At 37.1% G+C, this 17,428-nt stretch carries 15 protein-coding genes and 2 pseudogenes; 11 read left to right on the top strand and 6 right to left on the bottom strand.

Annotation, left to right across the window (positions count from 1 at the left end; all coding sequences use genetic code 11):
- Positions 1–50: 50 nt before the first annotated feature.
- The 4 genes from rimM (at position 51) to rlmB (ending at position 2,480) form a co-directional block, all read left to right on the top strand.
- Positions 51–623, top strand: a complete 573-nt coding sequence (gene rimM, locus QNJ66_RS00950) for a ribosome maturation factor RimM (RefSeq protein ID WP_300502122.1) — start codon at positions 51–53, stop codon at positions 621–623.
- A gap of 141 nt (positions 624–764) precedes the next feature.
- Positions 765–1,118 (top strand): STAS domain-containing protein, encoded by a 354-nt coding sequence (locus QNJ66_RS00945; protein ID WP_300502119.1) that lies wholly within the window; start codon positions 765–767, stop codon positions 1,116–1,118.
- 55 nt (positions 1,119–1,173) lie between these two features.
- Complete coding sequence (locus QNJ66_RS00940) at positions 1,174–1,587, top strand: ribonuclease III domain-containing protein (protein ID WP_300502116.1); 414 nt, start codon at positions 1,174–1,176, stop codon at positions 1,585–1,587.
- An 8-nt stretch (positions 1,588–1,595) separates the two neighbouring features.
- Positions 1,596–2,480, top strand: a complete 885-nt coding sequence (gene rlmB, locus QNJ66_RS00935; RefSeq protein ID WP_300502113.1) for a 23S rRNA (guanosine(2251)-2'-O)-methyltransferase RlmB — start codon at positions 1,596–1,598, stop codon at positions 2,478–2,480.
- A 24-nt stretch (positions 2,481–2,504) separates the two neighbouring features.
- Here the strand turns inward: rlmB and QNJ66_RS00930 are convergent, their stop codons facing one another.
- From QNJ66_RS00930 to QNJ66_RS00915, 4 genes and pseudogenes are all read right to left on the bottom strand, one after another.
- Positions 2,505–2,831 carry a type II toxin-antitoxin system RelE/ParE family toxin gene (locus QNJ66_RS00930; protein WP_300502111.1) on the bottom strand — a complete coding sequence of 109 codons (327 nt, stop codon included), beginning with the start codon at positions 2,829–2,831 and terminating at the stop codon, positions 2,505–2,507.
- 6 nt (positions 2,832–2,837) lie between these two features.
- The gene (locus QNJ66_RS00925; protein WP_300502108.1) at positions 2,838–3,083 is read right to left on the bottom strand and encodes a hypothetical protein; all 246 of its coding nucleotides are present in this window, start codon (positions 3,081–3,083) and stop codon (positions 2,838–2,840) included.
- Between the two features lie 79 nt (positions 3,084–3,162).
- A pseudogene (locus QNJ66_RS00920) lies at positions 3,163–3,499 on the bottom strand (XisI protein).
- A 101-nt stretch (positions 3,500–3,600) separates the two neighbouring features.
- Positions 3,601–3,813 carry a type II toxin-antitoxin system HicB family antitoxin gene (locus QNJ66_RS00915; RefSeq protein ID WP_300502105.1) on the bottom strand — a complete coding sequence of 71 codons (213 nt, stop codon included), beginning with the start codon at positions 3,811–3,813 and terminating at the stop codon, positions 3,601–3,603.
- A gap of 105 nt (positions 3,814–3,918) precedes the next feature.
- On the opposite strand from QNJ66_RS00915, the gene QNJ66_RS00910 reads away from it, so the two are divergent.
- From QNJ66_RS00910 to QNJ66_RS00895, 4 genes and pseudogenes are all read left to right on the top strand, one after another.
- Entirely contained in the window at positions 3,919–4,149 is a 231-nt protein-coding gene (locus tag QNJ66_RS00910; RefSeq protein ID WP_300502102.1) for a hypothetical protein, read from the top strand.
- Entirely contained in the window at positions 4,146–4,430 is a 285-nt protein-coding gene (locus QNJ66_RS00905; RefSeq protein ID WP_300502099.1) for a type II toxin-antitoxin system mRNA interferase toxin, RelE/StbE family, read from the top strand. The genes QNJ66_RS00910 and QNJ66_RS00905 overlap by 4 nt, the downstream gene beginning before the upstream one ends.
- Positions 4,431–4,730: 300 nt before the next feature.
- Positions 4,731–5,327 carry a reverse transcriptase domain-containing protein gene (locus QNJ66_RS00900; RefSeq protein ID WP_300502097.1) on the top strand — a complete coding sequence of 199 codons (597 nt, stop codon included), beginning with the start codon at positions 4,731–4,733 and terminating at the stop codon, positions 5,325–5,327.
- A 179-nt stretch (positions 5,328–5,506) separates the two neighbouring features.
- A pseudogene (locus tag QNJ66_RS00895) lies at positions 5,507–7,181 on the top strand (IS1634 family transposase).
- Positions 7,182–7,605: 424 nt separating this feature from the next.
- Here the strand turns inward: QNJ66_RS00895 and QNJ66_RS00890 are convergent.
- Entirely contained in the window at positions 7,606–9,597 is a 1,992-nt protein-coding gene (locus QNJ66_RS00890) for a cadherin domain-containing protein (protein WP_300502094.1), read from the bottom strand.
- A gap of 374 nt (positions 9,598–9,971) precedes the next feature.
- Between QNJ66_RS00890 and QNJ66_RS00885 the strand changes: the two genes are divergently transcribed.
- Positions 9,972–10,211, top strand: a complete 240-nt coding sequence (locus QNJ66_RS00885; protein ID WP_300502091.1) for a hypothetical protein — start codon at positions 9,972–9,974, stop codon at positions 10,209–10,211.
- Between the two features lie 22 nt (positions 10,212–10,233).
- Here QNJ66_RS00885 and QNJ66_RS00880 read toward each other — a convergent pair whose 3' ends face one another.
- Entirely contained in the window at positions 10,234–11,415 is a 1,182-nt protein-coding gene (locus tag QNJ66_RS00880; protein WP_300502088.1) for a hypothetical protein, read from the bottom strand.
- A 134-nt stretch (positions 11,416–11,549) separates the two neighbouring features.
- On the opposite strand from QNJ66_RS00880, the gene QNJ66_RS00875 reads away from it, so the two are divergent.
- Both QNJ66_RS00875 and metH read left to right on the top strand, forming a co-directional pair.
- Positions 11,550–13,142: a gamma-glutamyltransferase family protein gene (locus tag QNJ66_RS00875; RefSeq protein WP_300502085.1), complete on the top strand. Its 1,593-nt coding sequence runs from the start codon at positions 11,550–11,552 to the stop codon at positions 13,140–13,142.
- A 677-nt stretch (positions 13,143–13,819) separates the two neighbouring features.
- Entirely contained in the window at positions 13,820–17,401 is a 3,582-nt protein-coding gene (gene metH / locus QNJ66_RS00870) for a methionine synthase (protein WP_300502082.1), read from the top strand.
- Positions 17,402–17,428: the final 27 nt, after the last annotated feature.

Below are 17,428 nucleotides of genomic sequence, written 5' to 3'. Positions count from 1 at the left end.
AAAATAGATTATAATCAAGATAAGAATCAAGTGTTCAAACCAACAATAAAATGGAAAGCGACCAAAATAAATGGTTAGAAATCGGCACAATTGTTGCACCAAGAGGACTGGGAGGAGAATTAAAAGTTTTATCGAGTACAGATTTTCCTGAAAGATTTAAAATACCAGGAAAAAGATGGTTACAATCTCCTCAAAATGATTCTCCTCAACCTATTGAATTAATAAGTGGTAAACCCGTTGCTGGAAAAAATATTTATGTTGTTCGCTTACAAGGTATAGAAAATAGAAACCAAGCAGAAAACTTACGAGGTTATAAACTTTTAGTTATTGATGAAACTACCCCAAAATTAGACGAAGAAGAATATCACGTTTCACAACTCATTGATTTAGATGTGTATGATCAAAAAACAGGAAAAATCATCGGTAATGTAGTAGATATTTTTACAGCAGGCCACGATTTATTAGAAATAAAATTAATTCCTGATACCGAAACAGAAGTTAAGCAAAAGAAAGAAAAAAAAGTCTTCATTCCCTTTGTATATGAAATTGTTCCCGTGGTAGATTTAAAGCACAAGAGAATAGAAATTAATCCCCCAAAAGGATTATTGGATCTTGCCCATTAAAAATTAAACTATCAAAAATTAAGAATAACTTTGTAATTGAACCGAGCAATAAGGGGTCATAACAGGTTATAATGTAGTTTTGAGCAAATTGTATCAACTAATGTTAAGGAGGAAGCCATTCCTGAGCAATTAAACCTAACCGTGAGTTTAAGGGGAACTCGTGAAGTTAAAGGTAAAAAATACCAAATTTTCCGATTAACTGGCTTATTAGATGCCTTTTCAGAACCAGCACTTCGCAAAGTCGTTGGGGAATATATCGATGAAGGCCCTTATGATGTGATTCTTGTCCTCTCTCAAATTGATTTTATCGATAGTTCGGGACTAGGGGCATTAGTACAGTTAGTCAAACAAGCCCAAACCCTTGGAGGAAGTTTACAAGTAGTCACCAACCCAAGAGTGACTCAAACCGTTAAACTGGTACGTCTCGAAAAATTCTTATCCCTACAAGAAAGCTTAGAACTTGCGCTCGAAAGCTTGAAGAAACCGAAAAAATAGTTAAAATGGATAATCAACCTATCGTGGCTCACACTAATCCTCGTTATCCAAAGCAATGAGTAAGAGTCGTCCTGGGGTCTATTTTCAAGTTGTGATGGCGGAAAAAGACTATGAGAGCATAGATCAATTGTCCACTGCCTTTTTAGCCTACATTGGCGATGCTGTTTACGAACTGTATGTAAGGACTTGTTATTTATTGCCTCCGCGGAAAGTTGGGGCTTATCATAACGAAGTCGTTGCTCAAGTTAGGGCAGAAAGCCAAGCTAAGGCTCTGGAAAAATTAACCCCATTATTGACGACGGTTGAACAAGATATTGTCCGCAGAGGGCGCAATGCTGCTAGTGGTTGTCCCCGTCGTCTTAAGCCAGAAATTTATCAACAAGCCACCAGTTTAGAAACATTAATTGGTTATCTTTATTTACAAGATACTAAACGCTTAAGTGAACTCCTCAACATCCTTATTCCCTGAATCAGATTATGTCTAATAAACCCATCCTCCGAAGTGATCGCCACTCTTCACGGAAACGTAAGTTCTCGGAGAAGAAAAGCAAACGCGTTGTTATTTCTAATCCCCAACCCCGAGTGAGTCCACAACCTGAAAAAAATGAGGACGATCTCATTTATGGCCGTCATTCTGTCTTGGCTGCCCTAGAAAGCGATCGCCAGTTAAACCGTATTTGGATCACCAATAAACTACATTATGATCCTCGCTTTCACAACCTCATCCAAGCTTCCAAAGCCAAAGGTGCAGTGATTGATGAAGTCTCTTTACAACGGCTTTCTCAAATCACTAACGGGGCTAACCATCAAGGGGTGGCTGCTCAAGTAGCACCCTATACTTATCATGACTTGGATCAGTTAATTGCTCAAGCTAAGGCTAATAGCGATGAACCGGTGATTGTCATTGCTGATGGCATTGCCGATCCCCACAATTTAGGGGCGATTATCCGCACAGCAGAAGCTTTAGGGTGTCAAGGGATGATTATACCACAAAGACGGGCTGCTGGTGTTACCTCCGCGGTGTCTAAGGTGTCTGCCGGGGCGTTAGAGTTGTTTCCTGTGGCCAGGGTAGTTAACTTGAGTCGTGCCTTGGAAACCTTAAAAGCAGAGGGTTTTTGGATTTATGGAACGGTTGCGGAGGGAGGAAAACGGTTACAAGACTTTAATTTTCGGGGTGCTGTTGGTTTAGTTATTGGTTCAGAAAGTGATGGTTTAAGTTTGTTGACGCAACGCTGTTGTGATGATTTAGTTTCTATTCCTTTGGGGGGAAGAACTCCTAGTTTAAATGCTTCTGTTGCTGCTGCTATTAATCTTTATGAGATCTATCGTCAACGGTGGTCAGAAAAGGTTTATATTCAGTGAAAAGTTAGAAGTTAGCAGTTATGATTATTCTTCATATAAACTTTGTTGTACAGCGTGTCTAACGTGAAGAATTCTGACAAAATAACTATCCTGAGTTTCAATTACAGTAAAAATAACTCGATAAGTATTCCGTCCTTTTCCATAAAGAAGCTGACGAATTTCTTGACTAAAATGCTTGTTTTCTCTCACTAAAGCACAACGTTTAGGCATTTTTTCTAAAGACTGAATCGCTGTTAATAATCCTTTATACCATTCTTTAGCTTTTTCTTGAGAAAGTCTTTGAGAAATTGACAAGAAGATTTGATCAGTTTCTGCTTCAGCTACACTAGAAATAATAATTTGATATTTCATAAACTATCAAGATAAATTGTATTTCTCGTCTTGTTCTTTAGCAAACTCATCAAAAGAGCGATAATTCCCTTGCTCAAAATCACTTAATCCTCGTTCAATTCCTTTAATTGCTTCTTTTGAGTCTTCTATTTCCCATTCAATAAGGGTTGTCAGTAATTCAGTAATTACTTGATGAATTTCTTTACCTTCTTGTAAAGCTTTGTCTTGTAATTTTGTTTCTAAATCTGGAGAAAGATTAATCGTAATTGTCATAGTCTTTAAAATGAAACAATTAATTATAATTATACTAAAAAATTCACTGATTCGGTTATATTAAGACAAATTTGTTGTACTAATTGACTGCATAATCTGTGTATTTTCTCATATATAAGGGTTGAAAACCTAAGACAATATCTTGTTTCTCAACCCCTAAATTGACCAATTCTTCAGCAATATCAATATCAGTAGAATTACATTGTATCCAAATTTTTTCATCTTTGATATCTAAAATGAATTGAACAATTATAAATTCGTTTTTTATTTTCCCATCCCACACGAACTAATTGATAATGATCATGTTCGCTATCAAAAATAACTTGATTTTCAATTTCTCCGTATGAATTTTTATAACTAGCATATTGATAAAGTATCGTTTTAATTATTTTTCGATATTCGTCTAGTTTTGCCATTGGATAATTACCTCCCTTTCTACATTATAGACAATCAAGTTAATCTTATTATTGTTAATAACAGTTTGGGTAAATTCTAATAGAATTGTTAAGTTAGAGAACTATGCAAATAATAACCTTCCTTTGGGTTTAGGTACTGGAGGGCCTAATTTTTGCGCAGTTTCTATCCATTCTTGAATAACGATTTCAGAATTTTGTACAGCTTCTTGATAGGTTTCTCCATCGGCCATACATCCAGCTAATTCTGGAACTTCAACAATAAATGCTTGATCTTCTTCACTCCAATAGATAATTAGTTCATAACGAATTTTCATCTTAAGCTCCTAATTTATACTTTAAAATAAGATTCTCTTTTCGTAATTGACACAATCGTAGTATTTTATCAGTATAATTAATATGTTAATGGTGTAAAAGTCAATATGATTACGTTTGAAAATGTACTAGATATAGTAAGTCAACTTCCCAGAGAAGAACAAGAAATGTTGATTGAGATTGTCAGAAAACGGATGATTGAAGATCGAAGACAGGAAATCATGGCAGAATGTCAAGAAGCTTTAACAGAATATCGAACAGGTAAGCTACAAGGGATGTCAGCTACCCAAGCGATCGCTGATTTGCGTCATTATTTACAAGATAATAAGGATGAATGAAACAATTAATTCTAACTTCACGCTTTAAGCAATCATTAAAGAAATTCGTTCAACGAAATCCTGTTTTACAGAAACAAGTCGAAAAAACTTTATTACAAATGCAGGAGGATGTATTTGCCCCTAGTTTGATGACTCATCGCTTAAAGGGTCAATATGAGGGACTACGCGCTTGTTCTTGTGGATATGATTGTCGAATCATCTTTTCTCTGGAAAAAAATCAGCAAACTAATGAGGAGGAGATTGTTTTACTGAATATTGGAACACATGATGAAGTTTATTAAAATAAGCAGGACTCTCTCAAGCTTTTTAAGATTGTATCTGCAAGAATTTCTATAAATCTTCAAAGCTTGCTTAAGATTTTGGGGTGACAAATTTCTATACATGAGGTGTATTATACTGAGGTTAATGTACCTTGCAATATTAGCGATCGCACTAAGAAAAAATTTGTAATTTCTGAACTGATGATCTATAGTTGAAAAAGCTAGATACTTGTAGCTTATTGATTCCCTCTGTTGATACTGCGGAGGTTATGTTTCAAGGGGTAACATATACACCCTCACGACTTAGTTCTAAAAAGTTCGATGATGTGTGATAAGTTGGAATACACTGCAAAGTATCTAGCTATTTTGTTTTTGCTAATAGATATGAGGTCCACTTCTTTAGATTTACCGCGAGAAGAATTAAAAAGACACTTCGCTCAATTAAAAACACGCCAGGATGTTACTAAATTACTCCAGGTTAGTGATGAGCAACTGCGCTATCATTTGTATATTTACCCTAAATATAAAGCATATACTACCTTCACAATCCCCAAAAAGTCAGGTGGACACAGATTAATTAGTACCCCTAAAACATCTTTAAAGATTCTTCAACATAAACTTAATCAAGTTTTGAGTAGCGTATATAAAATAAAACCATCAGTACATGGTTTTGCCCTTCAAAAAAGTATTGTTACTAATGCTAATAGACATCTCAAACAACAATACATTTTAAATCTTGATCTTGAAGATTTTTTTCCCTCTATTAATTTTGGAAGAGTTCGAGGACTTTTTCTTGCACAACCTTATAATTGCACTAAAGAAGTTGCTACTATATTAGCACAAATTTGTTGTTATAATAATCCCCACATTCCGCACATATTTTGTCCCATAAAAAATTATGGCTTGGAACCCCGCTAGGGATGAGTGGGAAAACAGATGAACTGACGTTCGGGGTTGCAAGACATAATTTCAAGCTGACAAGATTAAAGTGTGAGGGTTAACTCGTTTTCAATTCTTTTTAAACAGTAAGGAGTGACTGTGGACAATTAGGCTAAAAAAAGGGATAATCAGAGTCAGTTGAGTTAAACTATTTTCTGATGTTATTATCACAAGAAATCGAGATAAAAAATATCAACCACTTGGGATTAGTTGCGGGAATTATTGATGATATTGGTCTTGAAAAAATTATTAATGAAGTTGTTGGTGAAGATCCCAGGGAACTGATAACATCAGGTCAAGTGGTCAAAGGGATGATTTTGAATGGACTGGGGATGATTTCTCAACCTATGCAACCTATTTCCCAAGTTTTTTGAAGATAAAACCACTGAACATTTATTAGGAAAAGAGATAAAAGCTGAATATTTAAACGATGATAAAATTGGCAGAGTAATGGACAAACTTTATGAAAAAGGTGCGGAATGCACTGCCGCTTTCCAGCTTGAATTGAATTCAAGCTGGGTCGGCAGGTTGTCATCAATTTTTATGATGATCGCTTTAGCTGTTGTTCAAAAATATCAACTCTTAACTAATTTTTCCCATCTAGACTCCTCTTCATTTTCTGTTCATGGTAAGTATTTAAATAATAACTTAACCCTTTCAAACCAAGATGAAGAAAAAACAGAAGAGCCAGCCCCAATTACTATAACAAAGGGTTATTCTCGTGACCATAGACCAGATTTGAAACAATTTATTATTGATTTAATTGTGAGTGGAGATGGTGGGATTCCCCTATTTTTAAGAGTAGGTGATGGCAATGAACAAGATAAAGTTGTCTTTGGAGAAATAGCCGTTGAATATAAATCAATGATCGATTTTGAGACAATGATAGTAGCTGATAGTGCTTTATACACTGCTAAAAACCTTAAATTAATGTCATCAATTAAGTGGCTATCTAGAGTTCCTTTATCTCTGGCAAAAGCCAAAGAATTAGTTAACCATGTTTTAGAAAAAGAACTAACCCAGAGTTCAATAGAAGGATATTCGTGGAAACAAGAAGTAATAACTTATGGAGAAATTAAGCAAAGGTGGTTATTAGTTCAAAGTCATAAAAGAAAACAGTCTGATTTGAAAAAACTCTTGGGAAGAATGGATAAAGAAAAAGAAAAAGCGTCTAAGGCTCTCAAATCATTAGTCAAAGAGAAATTCACTTCGCCTGAAGTGGCGATGGAGGTGGTTAATCGATTTTCTAAGAGTTTAAAATACCATCAACTTGCCGAGATACAAATTCAAGAAATTGAAGACAACAAAAAGAACCAAGAAATAGGGAAGAAATTGTTTCAAATTATAACCACTCTTGAACCTAATACAGACAAAGTTAATGAATTAAAAATAAGAGCAGGAAGATTTATTTTAGCTACCAATGAACTTGAAGAAAGTCAATTAAGTTCTGACGATATTTTGATTAAATATAAAGATCAACAAGCAGCCGAAAGAGGTTTTGGCTTTCTCAAAGACCCCCTATTTTTTGCCGATAGTGTTTTTCTTAAATCTCCTCAAAGAGTCGAAACAATGGCCATGTTGATGGGCTTATGTCTTCTGGTTTATTCTTTAGGACAAAGAGAACTACGCCGTCAATTAAGGGAATCCAATACTGGACTCAAAAATCAACTAGGCAAGCTGACTAAAACTCCAACTTTAAGATGGATATTCCAATGTTTTCAGGGAATTCATCTCTTAGTTCAATCAGGAAAAAAACAAGTGGTAAATTTAACTGAAGAAAGACAAACAATTTTAAGCTTTTTCCCTCTTTCTGTCCAAAAATATTATATATAGCAGTCGCCAAAGCTATTAGGACATTTTTCTGTTCCCTGTTCCCTGTTCCCTGTTCCCTTAAAATATAATTTATGTGTCCTAACTAGCCTGTCTATTGCTATATTATCTGGGTAAATAAGAACCGATGAATATCTTTTGACATCCAGTTTTTAAAACTCCATAAAAATCATGATAAACAACTGATATTATGTGAGCTTTTATTCTCAATAAACTATTGTTAATGCTAATAAGTATTCAAAGTCAAAAGTTCTCTAATAAAATAAGAAAATATAGATAAAAAATCAGCATCTTTTTTTAGATATTGTTTACACTACACTTTGAAGTGCGGAATGTGGGTTTCTAAGTTATTGCCGTCTAACCCACCCTACTATCTTATCTATTACTTGCAATTAGTTGGGGTAGTTCACCAACATGGTAGTACGATTCAAATCACTACGATATTGGCCTCACTCAAGTCAAGTCCTGAACCGAGGTTAGCGAGGGCAACCTGAGTAAAGTCAGCCCCAACACCATCCCTGTCGAAGAACAGAGAACCATTCTCGTCGTTGTAGATAAAACGTTGCTCTGTATTAACAGAGGCAGTGCCGATGACAAACTGTTCTGCTGAGAGGGTTCCTGTTTCTAAACCTCCGCCGAAACTCGCAGCAGCAACGGCGATCTCATCCTCACCTACATTGAAGTCGGTTATGGAATCACTACCTTCGATGACAAAGTTGAATTGGAAGCGATCGCTGCCAGCACCACCCGTGAGAGTATCGCTACCTAAACCACCTACGAGAAGATCGTCGGTGGGAGTGCCGACAAGAGTATCATTTTCAGGAGTACCAGTAATTTGGTTTGGAACGTTACGAGATAAAGCCAAAGTACCAACTAAACTAGCAGAGGGATCACCGATAGTGCCATCATTGTTGAAATCTTCTTGGAAGTTAGTTTCTTGAGTGAAAGCTTCAGATGAGTTCAAGGCAAATAGAGGACTAGATGACTGACGTTTCCAGTTGTTATCTAAAGTCCACAGTTGCAGTCTGTTATTGAGTTGCCAGATAGCTTGATTTTTTCCTTCAACTACTTCTACACTTTGTAGTTCCCAGTTAGGGAAAATACCTTCTGTAATCTCGGTATTGCCATTTTTGATAACTACAGCAGGGTTGCTACCTGTTTTGGCATAGAGTTTCCCCTGACCATCTTTCAACAGACTGGTGTTGCCAGTAGTTTCTACTGGAGACAAAATAATCTCAAATACATCATTAATATTAATGGTGAAAGCTTCTGAATAACTATTGTTTTCTGAATCGGTAGTTTGCACACGAATGCTATAAGTATCTTCAGTTTCAAAGTCGAAGACAGCATTAGTTTTGAGGACATCACTATCAATGGTAAATAAACTGTTATTAGTGTCTCCATCCCCTGTAACTAAGCTATAAGTAAAGGTGTCTTCTGTGTCGGGGTCTGTTGTGGTAAATGTGCCGATTGCTGTGTTAATCGGTTCGTTTTCATCAATGGTATTATTGCTCAGGGTAAGGTCATTTGGGGGTTCGTTCGGAGGCTCAGTAGCAGTTAAAGTTAAATTATAAGCGGCAGGGATAGAAGTAAACTCTATGGGATCAATAGGACCACTACCATTAATCGAAAATTCGTAGGTTCCTGCTGCCAAAGTTCGTTGATAGCTAACAGTCTGTTGAAATGAATCATTAGACAAAAATTCAAAACCGCCAAAACCTGACTCTAAAGAAATAGATGTAAAGTCTCCTACCCCATCAGTCAAGGTAAAATCTACCACACTCGGTTCAGTGAGGGTAAAGCTATAACTATCACTATCTTGAATACCAAGACCACCATCACCATAAAGGGGATGGACATAGTCACTTTGACTGACGGGAGTAGCAGTTAAAACCCCTAAATCTTTGGGGGTTTGACTAACACTATCCACATCATCCCTTGGCCCCACTAAGAGTTGAAGATCATAATTACTGACCGTACTATCTCCTGTTAATAGGTGTAAGTAATAAGTGCCAGCATTGAGGTTTTCAAAGATAATAGCATCGCCAAAGCTGAATGGATTAGTTCCAGAGAAACTCTTAATCAGAGTGCCATTGTTGTCAAGCAGTTCAACAGTTATAGTTTCCGAACTATTCCATCCTACGGAGACTCCAGCAGTATTATCTAAAGTAAATTGAAAATAATCATTAGTATCATCACCCCCAACAACTTCTTGAAATTCTGTGAGAATAGGAATGGTTAAGGGATTGGTGATACTGTAGGAAAATAACCCTAAGTCTTGAGCATTATCTAGAGTATTTCCTGCATCGGGAGGCTCACTAGCAGTTAAAGTTAAACTTGAATCAAGATTGTAAAAGACTTCCCCAACAGCTAAATTTTGTTGAGAGGGATCGATGGGTAATAGTTGTTCTAGTTTCATGAGTTCTTGTAGCAATATAAAGTGTAAAGAAGTTGTGTATAATGAGTTTAGCTTAGCGATTTTTGCCGATTTTCAACACCCTAAGTTAAACATACATGCCAATCGCTTGACAGGGTTACAAGAATTGAGAAAAACCGATAAAATTAAGGTTTCAAAATCTCATTTCACTAAAAAGTAAACCTTTTTGGGTAATATTCGCTTTGCGGTCTCGCGGAGCGAGTGCTGCCGCACCGCAAAGCCCTGAAATCATTATTTTTCGTCCACAATATATCCTAATACAATTTCAGAAAAAGAGATAAGGTTTTTAAATTAGAATTATTTTTGCTGAAACTCAGTTATAATAAAGTTTTAGGCTCTTAGTTTATATTCTGGAGATGTCTATTATTCTCACAGAAATTCTACAAGATTTTAGGAATGATTTAGATTACAGCATAGCTAAAAATTTGCTCACTTCATTGACAATTTTGGATTTATTGGGTGAAAATATGCCTATCAAAAGCGCAGAAAAATATCGTCAATTACGCAAACAAGTAATAACCATTAGAAAAAGGGCTGATGTAATTATTACTTCTTTCTGTATTGACAATAATCTACCATTACTTTGTTCGGACTAAAATGCTGATATTTTTTGAGGATTTAAAAACCCCATAATAAAACACGGTTGTTACCAGAGTCAGCAATAACTGCCGTTTCACCACAAACGGTAATACCATAGGGCCAGCTTAAACTTTGACGAGTGGGGCCGCCATAGGAACGGTTTTCACTCTTGCTACGAAAATGAGATTGTCCCGTTAAACCTTGCGCTACTTTCCCCATCATCAACTCATCAGTCCATCCTACCAGGCGAGAATTAGCGGTGTCAGCAGCTATTAACCATTGACCCATAACCGCTACTCCATAGGGCATACTGAGGCTGCTAGGGGTGGGAAAATAGCCTCCCTGGTTCAACTCTGCCCCTTCAAAGTTGCTTTGTCCCAAAACCATACCACAGGGGGTATTGTTTTCTGTAGGTATTCCTTCCCAAATCATGAGACGGTTATTACCAGCATCGGCCAAAACTAAGTTATCCTGCCAAATAGCCAACGCATGGGGCCAACGCATACTACTCGCGGTGGGACTATCTCCCCCATTTTCGTCCCGTCGGTTTATCTCTATTTGTCCGAGAACATAGTCTGCTGGTTGTCCGTTATGGGTGGGCAGTTCGTTCCATACCAAAACCCGACGGTTGCCAGTATCGGCCACAAATAACCGTCCTTGATAATACATTACTCCATAGGGCCAGTGCATTCTATCGGCTGCGGTGTCTATTTGTCCTCGGTTAAGCTGGTTATGATGAAAGTCTGCTTGTCCTAAGACGATATCCGCAGGAATATTATTATTTTCAGGCAATTTTTTCCAGATTAATACCCGATGGTTCCAAGCATCAGCTACTGCTAAACCTTCCCCACAAACGCAGATACCTGTGGGAACACTGACGGTGTTAGCTTGGGGGGTTCCTTTGGCGTTTTGTCCTTCGTGGTAAAAGTCTGGTTGACCGATAACCCAGTCTGCCGGTTGACCGTCGGTTTCGGGACGATGTTTCCACCCTAATAAGCGATGATGTCCTGTATCACAGACCCATAATGGACCATCTTCGGCAACTAAACAGGCCCCTCTGGGACCAAACATAGTGGTAGGAGAGGGTTCTAGGGGCATAACTAAACTTTCGGCGGTTTGTTCACCGAGGATAATATTCGCCCCATTAGGGGATAATATATCCATAAATTTTTCATCTTTGGGGGTGTTCGGGATAGGATTAATTTTTAGGGTGGTTTCCATCAATTGTTATGATTTTTCTTTCATTTGCCGTCAATTTTATGCTAGGAGTTTAAGAAGAAGGATAAATTATTAGAGTTTTTTTAGATTATTTTTAAGGAAGTATAACAATTATCCATTATCTATTATTAATTATTATGAAGTTTAATCTTAATGCTTATCCTTATGCTTCTCAACGTCGGGTTATTGTAGCTAAAAATTGTTCAGTTGCGACCAGTCAACCGTTGGCAACTTTAGCAGGAATAGAAATGTTTCAAGCAGGAGGAAATGCAGTGGATGCAGCTATTGCTACTGCTATTACTTTAACGGTGGTTGAACCAACTTCTAATGGTATCGGTGGTGATGCTTTTGCTTTGATTTGGGATGGAAAATTACAGGGGATTAATGGGTCAGGAAAAAGTCCGAAAAATTTATCATTACAGGCTTATTCTAGTTTAGAAAAAATGCCGGAGTTAGGCTGGTTAACTGTAACGGTTCCTGGGGCAGTTTCTGTCTGGTATGAGGTTTGGCAACGCTGGGGAAAATTGCCTTTTGAACAGTTATTTATTCCTGCCATTCGTTATGCTAAAAATGGTTTTCCTGTTTCTCCCGTAACGGCAGAAATATGGCGACGTAAAGAGGTGGTTTATCTTACGAAAAAAAGAACAGAATATCAATATTTTCAAGAAGTTTTCTTTCCCAAAGACCGCGCACCTAAAGCTGGAGAAATTTGGGGAAGTGTTCTTCATGCTGAAACATTAGAAGAGATTTCTAGGACAGGAGGAGAAAGTTTTTATAAGGGAAAAATAGCTGAAAAAATAAACAATTTTTCTGCTGATACAGGAGGTTATTTAACTTCTGATGATTTAGCTAATCATAGTCCTTTATGGGTTGCTCCCATTGCTACAAAATATAAGGAATTAGATGTATGGGAAATGCCTCCCAATAGCCAAGGAATTGCAGCTTTAATGGCTTTAAATATTTTAGAACATTTAAACATAGAACAATATAAACGAGATTCTATAGATAGCTTTCATTATCAAATTGAAGCCATGAAATTAGCTTTTGCTGATGTTTATAATTATGTTAGTGATCCTGATTTAATGAAAGTATCTAACAAAAATTTACTCAACAAAAATTATGCAAAACAACGTCAAAAATTGATTAATAAGCAAGCTATTCCTTTAGCTAACCCTGGAATCCCACAAGGAGGAACAGTTTATTTATGTACCGCAGATTCAGACTTAATGGTGTCCTTTATCCAATCTAATTATGATACTTTTGGTAGCGGAATTTTAGTTCCAGAAACAGGAATATCCTTACATAATAGAGGCTCAGCTTTTACCTTAGAAAAAGATCATCCCAATCAAATAGCACCTAATAAACGTCCTTTCCATACTATTATTCCTGGCTTTTTAACCAAAGATAATCAACCCCTTGGCCCATTTGGGGTAATGGGTGCGCCCATGCAACCCCAAGGACATCTACAAATGGTGGTTAATTTAACTGATTATCAAATGAATCCTCAAGCTGCTTTAGATGCACCGAGATGGCGATTTTTAGAAGGAAATAGCGTACTTTTAGAAAGGGGTACACCCCCCGAAATTGTTCATGGGTTAAGAGAACGAGGTCATGATGTTAAACTAGCCCCTGAAACTATGTTTGGCAAAGGTCAAATGATACTCAAAAATAACGGTGTTTTAATCGCAGGTTCCGAACCCCGTGCCGATGGTTTAGCATTAGGTTATTAGTAAGGATTCAGCTAAGAGATGAATGGGCAATATTAGGGCGTGTCTACAAAGTTCAAAAATCTTAGTTGAGGGAGGCAGAGGAAGCAGAGGAAGCAGGGGCGAATTTAGTTTATTTTTAATATTCTAATAGTTTGCAGACAGACCCTAGCCCAACTAATTGCAAGCAATATAGTTAGGGTTTCCAGATTCTTTATCCATGGATAATTGATAATTAATTACTTGGGTTTAAAATTGATAGCTGAAAGTTTTAAAACTCTTCTTTATCGTCAATTATGCTTTAAAAAATTTATAATTCCGAACTCCGAACTCCTAAATCACGTTGTTCACAAGTCAAAAATTAGCATTCAAAAGTAAAAAGTTTACCTCTTCTGTCAGTAATACTAAATCCTGTTGTCAAACCCATCTTATCTTTTAGAAATCGCCGTGCGACGGCGAGATTATCCGCACCAAACAATCATTATTTTCTTGTTTTTCTTATTCATAAATAAAGAGACTTTAAACCTCTACTTCGGGCTAAATTTTTACTTTTTACTTTGCCCGAAAGGGGGCGGTAAGTCATGATAAAGATTTTGATTATATAGACAAATTACGGATGAAGCGTTGCTCAAGACTTTCCTTAAGTTGAGATATTTTTTATAATAAATCTTAATACTAAACTCTGCGACGTTATCATATCTATGAATAGTACCTTCCTTAATCATCTCAAAAGTCCCAAACGTCCTGTACTCGTCTTTGACGGTGCCACAGGAACCTCCTTACAAAGTCAAAACTTGACCGCAGAAGACTTCGGAGGACCCGAATACGAAGGTTGCAATGAATATTTAGTGCATACCAAACCCTCAGCAGTGGAACAAGTACACCGAGGGTTTTTGGAAGCTGGTGCAGATGTTATCGAAACGGACACCTTTGGGGGAACTTCTATTGTCCTTGCAGAGTATGATTTAGCAGATCAAGCTTACTATTTGAATAAAAGAGCGACAGAAATCGCTAAAAAAATGGCCACTGAATACTCTACCTCAGAAAAACCCCGTTTTGTAGCCGGTTCTATGGGTCCAGGGACTAAGTTACCCACGTTAGGACATATTGACTTTGATACCCTCAGAGACGCTTACACTGAGCAAGCAGAGGGGTTATACGATGGAGGTGCAGATTTATTCATTATTGAAACTTGTCAGGATGTACTGCAAATCAAATCAGCTTTGAATGCAGTCGAAGAGGTTTTTGAGAAGAAGGGAAAACGTTTACCAATAATGGTTTCTATCACGATGGAAACTATGGGAACGATGTTAGTGGGAACAGAAATTAGTGCAGCGTTAGCTATTTTAGAACCCTATAAAATTGATATTTTAGGACTCAACTGTGCAACGGGTCCTGAACAGATGAAAGAACATATTAAATATTTGTCTGAACATTCTCCTTTTATTGTTTCTTGTATTCCTAATGCTGGGTTACCTGAGAATGTTGGGGGACAAGCACATTATCGGTTGACTCCTATAGAGTTAAAGATGGCTTTGATGCACTTTATCGAAGATTTAGGAGTACAAATTATTGGAGGATGTTGTGGAACTCGTCCCGATCATATTAAGTCTCTATCGGAACTTTCTCAAGAATTAACACCGAAAGAACGTCATCCTGAGTATGAACCTTCGGCTGCTTCAATTTATGGTACTCAACCCTACATTCAAGATAATTCTTTCTTGATTATTGGGGAACGATTAAACGCCAGTGGTTCTAAGAAATGTCGGACATTATTAAATGCTGAAGACTGGGATAGTTTAGTTTCTTTGGCAAAAACTCAGGTCAAAGAAGGGGCGCACGTTTTAGATGTTAACGTGGATTATGTGGGACGAGATGGGGTGCGAGATATGCACCAGTTAGCTTCTCGTTTGGTAAATAATGTTACTCTTCCTTTGATGTTAGATTCCACAGAATGGCAGAAAATGGAGTCAGGTTTAAAGGTTGCTGGTGGTAAATGTATTCTCAATTCTACTAACTACGAAGATGGAGAAGAACGCTTTCTTAAGGTATTAGAATTAGCCAAAAAATATGGTGCTGGTGTGGTGGTTGGAACCATAGATGAAGATGGAATGGGACGCACTGCAGATAAGAAGTTTGAGATTGCTAAACGTGCTTATGATGCAGCTATAGAATATGGGATAGCTGCTCATGAAATTTTCTTTGACCCCTTAGCTTTACCTATTTCAACCGGAATAGAAGAGGACAGAGAGAACGGAAAAGCTACTGTTGACTCTATAAGACGCATTCGAGAGGAATTACCAGGATGTCACATTCTATTAGGTATTTCTAATATTTCTTTCGGTTTAAATCCTGCGGCCAGACAAGTTTTAAACTCTCTCTTTTTATACGAGTGTATGCAGGTTGGTTTAGACGGTGCCATTGTTAGCGCAAGTAAGATTTTACCCTTGGCCAAAATTGAAGATGAACATCAAAAAGTATGTCGTGATTTAATTTACGATTTACGAGAGTTTGATGGTGATATCTGTACTTATGATCCTCTGACTAAGTTAACAGAATTGTTTGCAGGTAAAACAACTAAAAAAGATGCTTCTCAAACTGCTAATTTACCCATAGAAGAACGTTTGAAACAGCATATTATTGATGGGGAAAGGTTAGGGTTAGAAGATGCACTGGGAGTAGCTTTGAAACAATATCCTCCTTTGGACATCATTAACGTCTTTTTATTAGATGGAATGAAAACAGTAGGGGAATTATTTGGTTCGGGACAAATGCAGTTACCTTTTGTATTGCAATCTGCACAAACTATGAAAGCTGCTGTTGCTTATTTAGAACCTTTAATGGATAAAGAAGAAGGAGACAGTAATGATAGTGGAAAAGGAAAATTTGTCATTGCAACGGTTAAAGGAGATGTCCATGATATCGGTAAAAATTTGGTTGATATCATTCTCTCTAATAATGGCTATAAAGTCATTAATTTAGGAATTAAACAACCAGTGGAAAACATTATCCAAGCTTATGAAGAACATCAACCAGACTGCATTGCTATGAGTGGTTTATTAGTGAAATCTACTGCATTTATGAAGGATAACTTAGAGGTATTCAATGAGCGTGGTATTGATATTCCTGTTATCTTGGGTGGCGCAGCATTAACTCCAAAATTTGTCTATGAAGACTGTCAAAATACCTATAAAGGTAAAGTTGTCTATGGGAAAGATGCTTTCTCAGACTTACATTTTATGGACAAATTAATGCCAGCAAAAGCAGCAGCAAATTGGGATAATTTACAAGGTTTCTCAGGAGATTATAACGGCGAAAATAGTCTATTTCAAGAAGAAAGGGGCGAAAAATCTGCTGAAAAAGTTGCTGAGAAAAATGGTCAAGATGCAGATCCAGAAATACCTACAGTGATTGATACAAAGCGTTCAGAAGCTGTAGAAATTATAGAACCTGCTACTCCACCATTCTGGGGAACTAAAATCCTCAAACCAGAAGAATTTGACTTAAATGAAATCTTTTGGTACTTGGATTTACAAGCATTGATTGCAGGTCAATGGCAATTCCGTAAACCTAAAAACCAATCACGGGAAGAATATGAGGAATTTTTAGCTGAAAAAGTTTATCCTATTTTAGACGAATGGAAACAGAAAGTAACCAGCGAAAATCTGTTACATCCTACAGTTATTTACGGTTACTTCCCCTGTCAGTCTCAAGAAAATAGTTTACTGATTTATGATCCAGAAATTGTTCAAAATGCTAACAATAATATCCCAGAAGATTTAGAACCTATCTGGAAACTTGACTTTCCTCGTCAAAAGTCTGGCCGTCGTCTTTGTATCGCAGACTTCTTTGTTCCCAAAGAGTCAGGAAAAACAGATGTATTTCCGATGCAAGCAGTAACAGTGGGAGAAATTGCCACAGAATACGCACAAAAACTCTTTGCTGCTAATGATTACACCAATTATCTCTACTATCATGGTATGGCCGTCCAAACCGCCGAAGCATTAGCAGAATGGACACACACCAAAATTCGCCGAGAACTTGGATTTTCCGACAAAGAACCCGATAATATCCGAGAAATGCTCAAACAACACTATCAGGGTTCCCGTTATAGCTTCGGATACCCTGCTTGTCCCAATATCAAAGACCAATATAAACAATTAGAGATAATGGGATGCGATCGCATTAATATGTATATGGATGAGAGTGAGCAAATCTATCCTGAACAGTCTACCACCGCTATTATTACTTATCATCCTGTGGCTAAGTATTTTAGTGCCTAGTATCTCTATAAAATTCTAGTAGGGGTC

The sequence above is a fragment of the Crocosphaera sp. genome (assembly GCF_030064895.1).
Classification (GTDB): domain Bacteria; phylum Cyanobacteriota; class Cyanobacteriia; order Cyanobacteriales; family Microcystaceae; genus Crocosphaera.
Note: the sequence above shows the minus strand (reverse complement) of the source record. Positions and strands in the feature narration are given on the sequence as shown.

What these genes read in the sequence shown, in the direction of transcription:
- rimM (WP_300502122.1), top strand. Translation starts at nt 51, where the DNA reads ATGGAAAGCGACCAAAATAAATGGTTAGAAATCGGCACAATTGTTGCA.
- QNJ66_RS00940 (WP_300502116.1), top strand. Translation starts at nt 1,174, where the DNA reads ATGAGTAAGAGTCGTCCTGGGGTCTATTTTCAAGTTGTGATGGCGGAA.
- rlmB (WP_300502113.1), top strand. Translation starts at nt 1,596, where the DNA reads ATGTCTAATAAACCCATCCTCCGAAGTGATCGCCACTCTTCACGGAAA.
- QNJ66_RS00930 (WP_300502111.1), bottom strand. Translation starts at nt 2,831, where the DNA reads ATGAAATATCAAATTATTATTTCTAGTGTAGCTGAAGCAGAAACTGAT.
- QNJ66_RS00925 (WP_300502108.1), bottom strand. Translation starts at nt 3,083, where the DNA reads ATGACAATTACGATTAATCTTTCTCCAGATTTAGAAACAAAATTACAA.
- QNJ66_RS00915 (WP_300502105.1), bottom strand. Translation starts at nt 3,813, where the DNA reads ATGAAAATTCGTTATGAACTAATTATCTATTGGAGTGAAGAAGATCAA.
- QNJ66_RS00910 (WP_300502102.1), top strand. Translation starts at nt 3,919, where the DNA reads ATGATTACGTTTGAAAATGTACTAGATATAGTAAGTCAACTTCCCAGA.
- QNJ66_RS00905 (WP_300502099.1), top strand. Translation starts at nt 4,146, where the DNA reads ATGAAACAATTAATTCTAACTTCACGCTTTAAGCAATCATTAAAGAAA.
- QNJ66_RS00900 (WP_300502097.1), top strand. Translation starts at nt 4,731, where the DNA reads ATGATGTGTGATAAGTTGGAATACACTGCAAAGTATCTAGCTATTTTG.
- QNJ66_RS00890 (WP_300502094.1), bottom strand. Translation starts at nt 9,597, where the DNA reads ATGAAACTAGAACAACTATTACCCATCGATCCCTCTCAACAAAATTTA.
- QNJ66_RS00885 (WP_300502091.1), top strand. Translation starts at nt 9,972, where the DNA reads ATGTCTATTATTCTCACAGAAATTCTACAAGATTTTAGGAATGATTTA.
- QNJ66_RS00880 (WP_300502088.1), bottom strand. Translation starts at nt 11,415, where the DNA reads ATGGAAACCACCCTAAAAATTAATCCTATCCCGAACACCCCCAAAGAT.
- QNJ66_RS00875 (WP_300502085.1), top strand. Translation starts at nt 11,550, where the DNA reads ATGAAGTTTAATCTTAATGCTTATCCTTATGCTTCTCAACGTCGGGTT.
- metH (WP_300502082.1), top strand. Translation starts at nt 13,820, where the DNA reads ATGAATAGTACCTTCCTTAATCATCTCAAAAGTCCCAAACGTCCTGTA.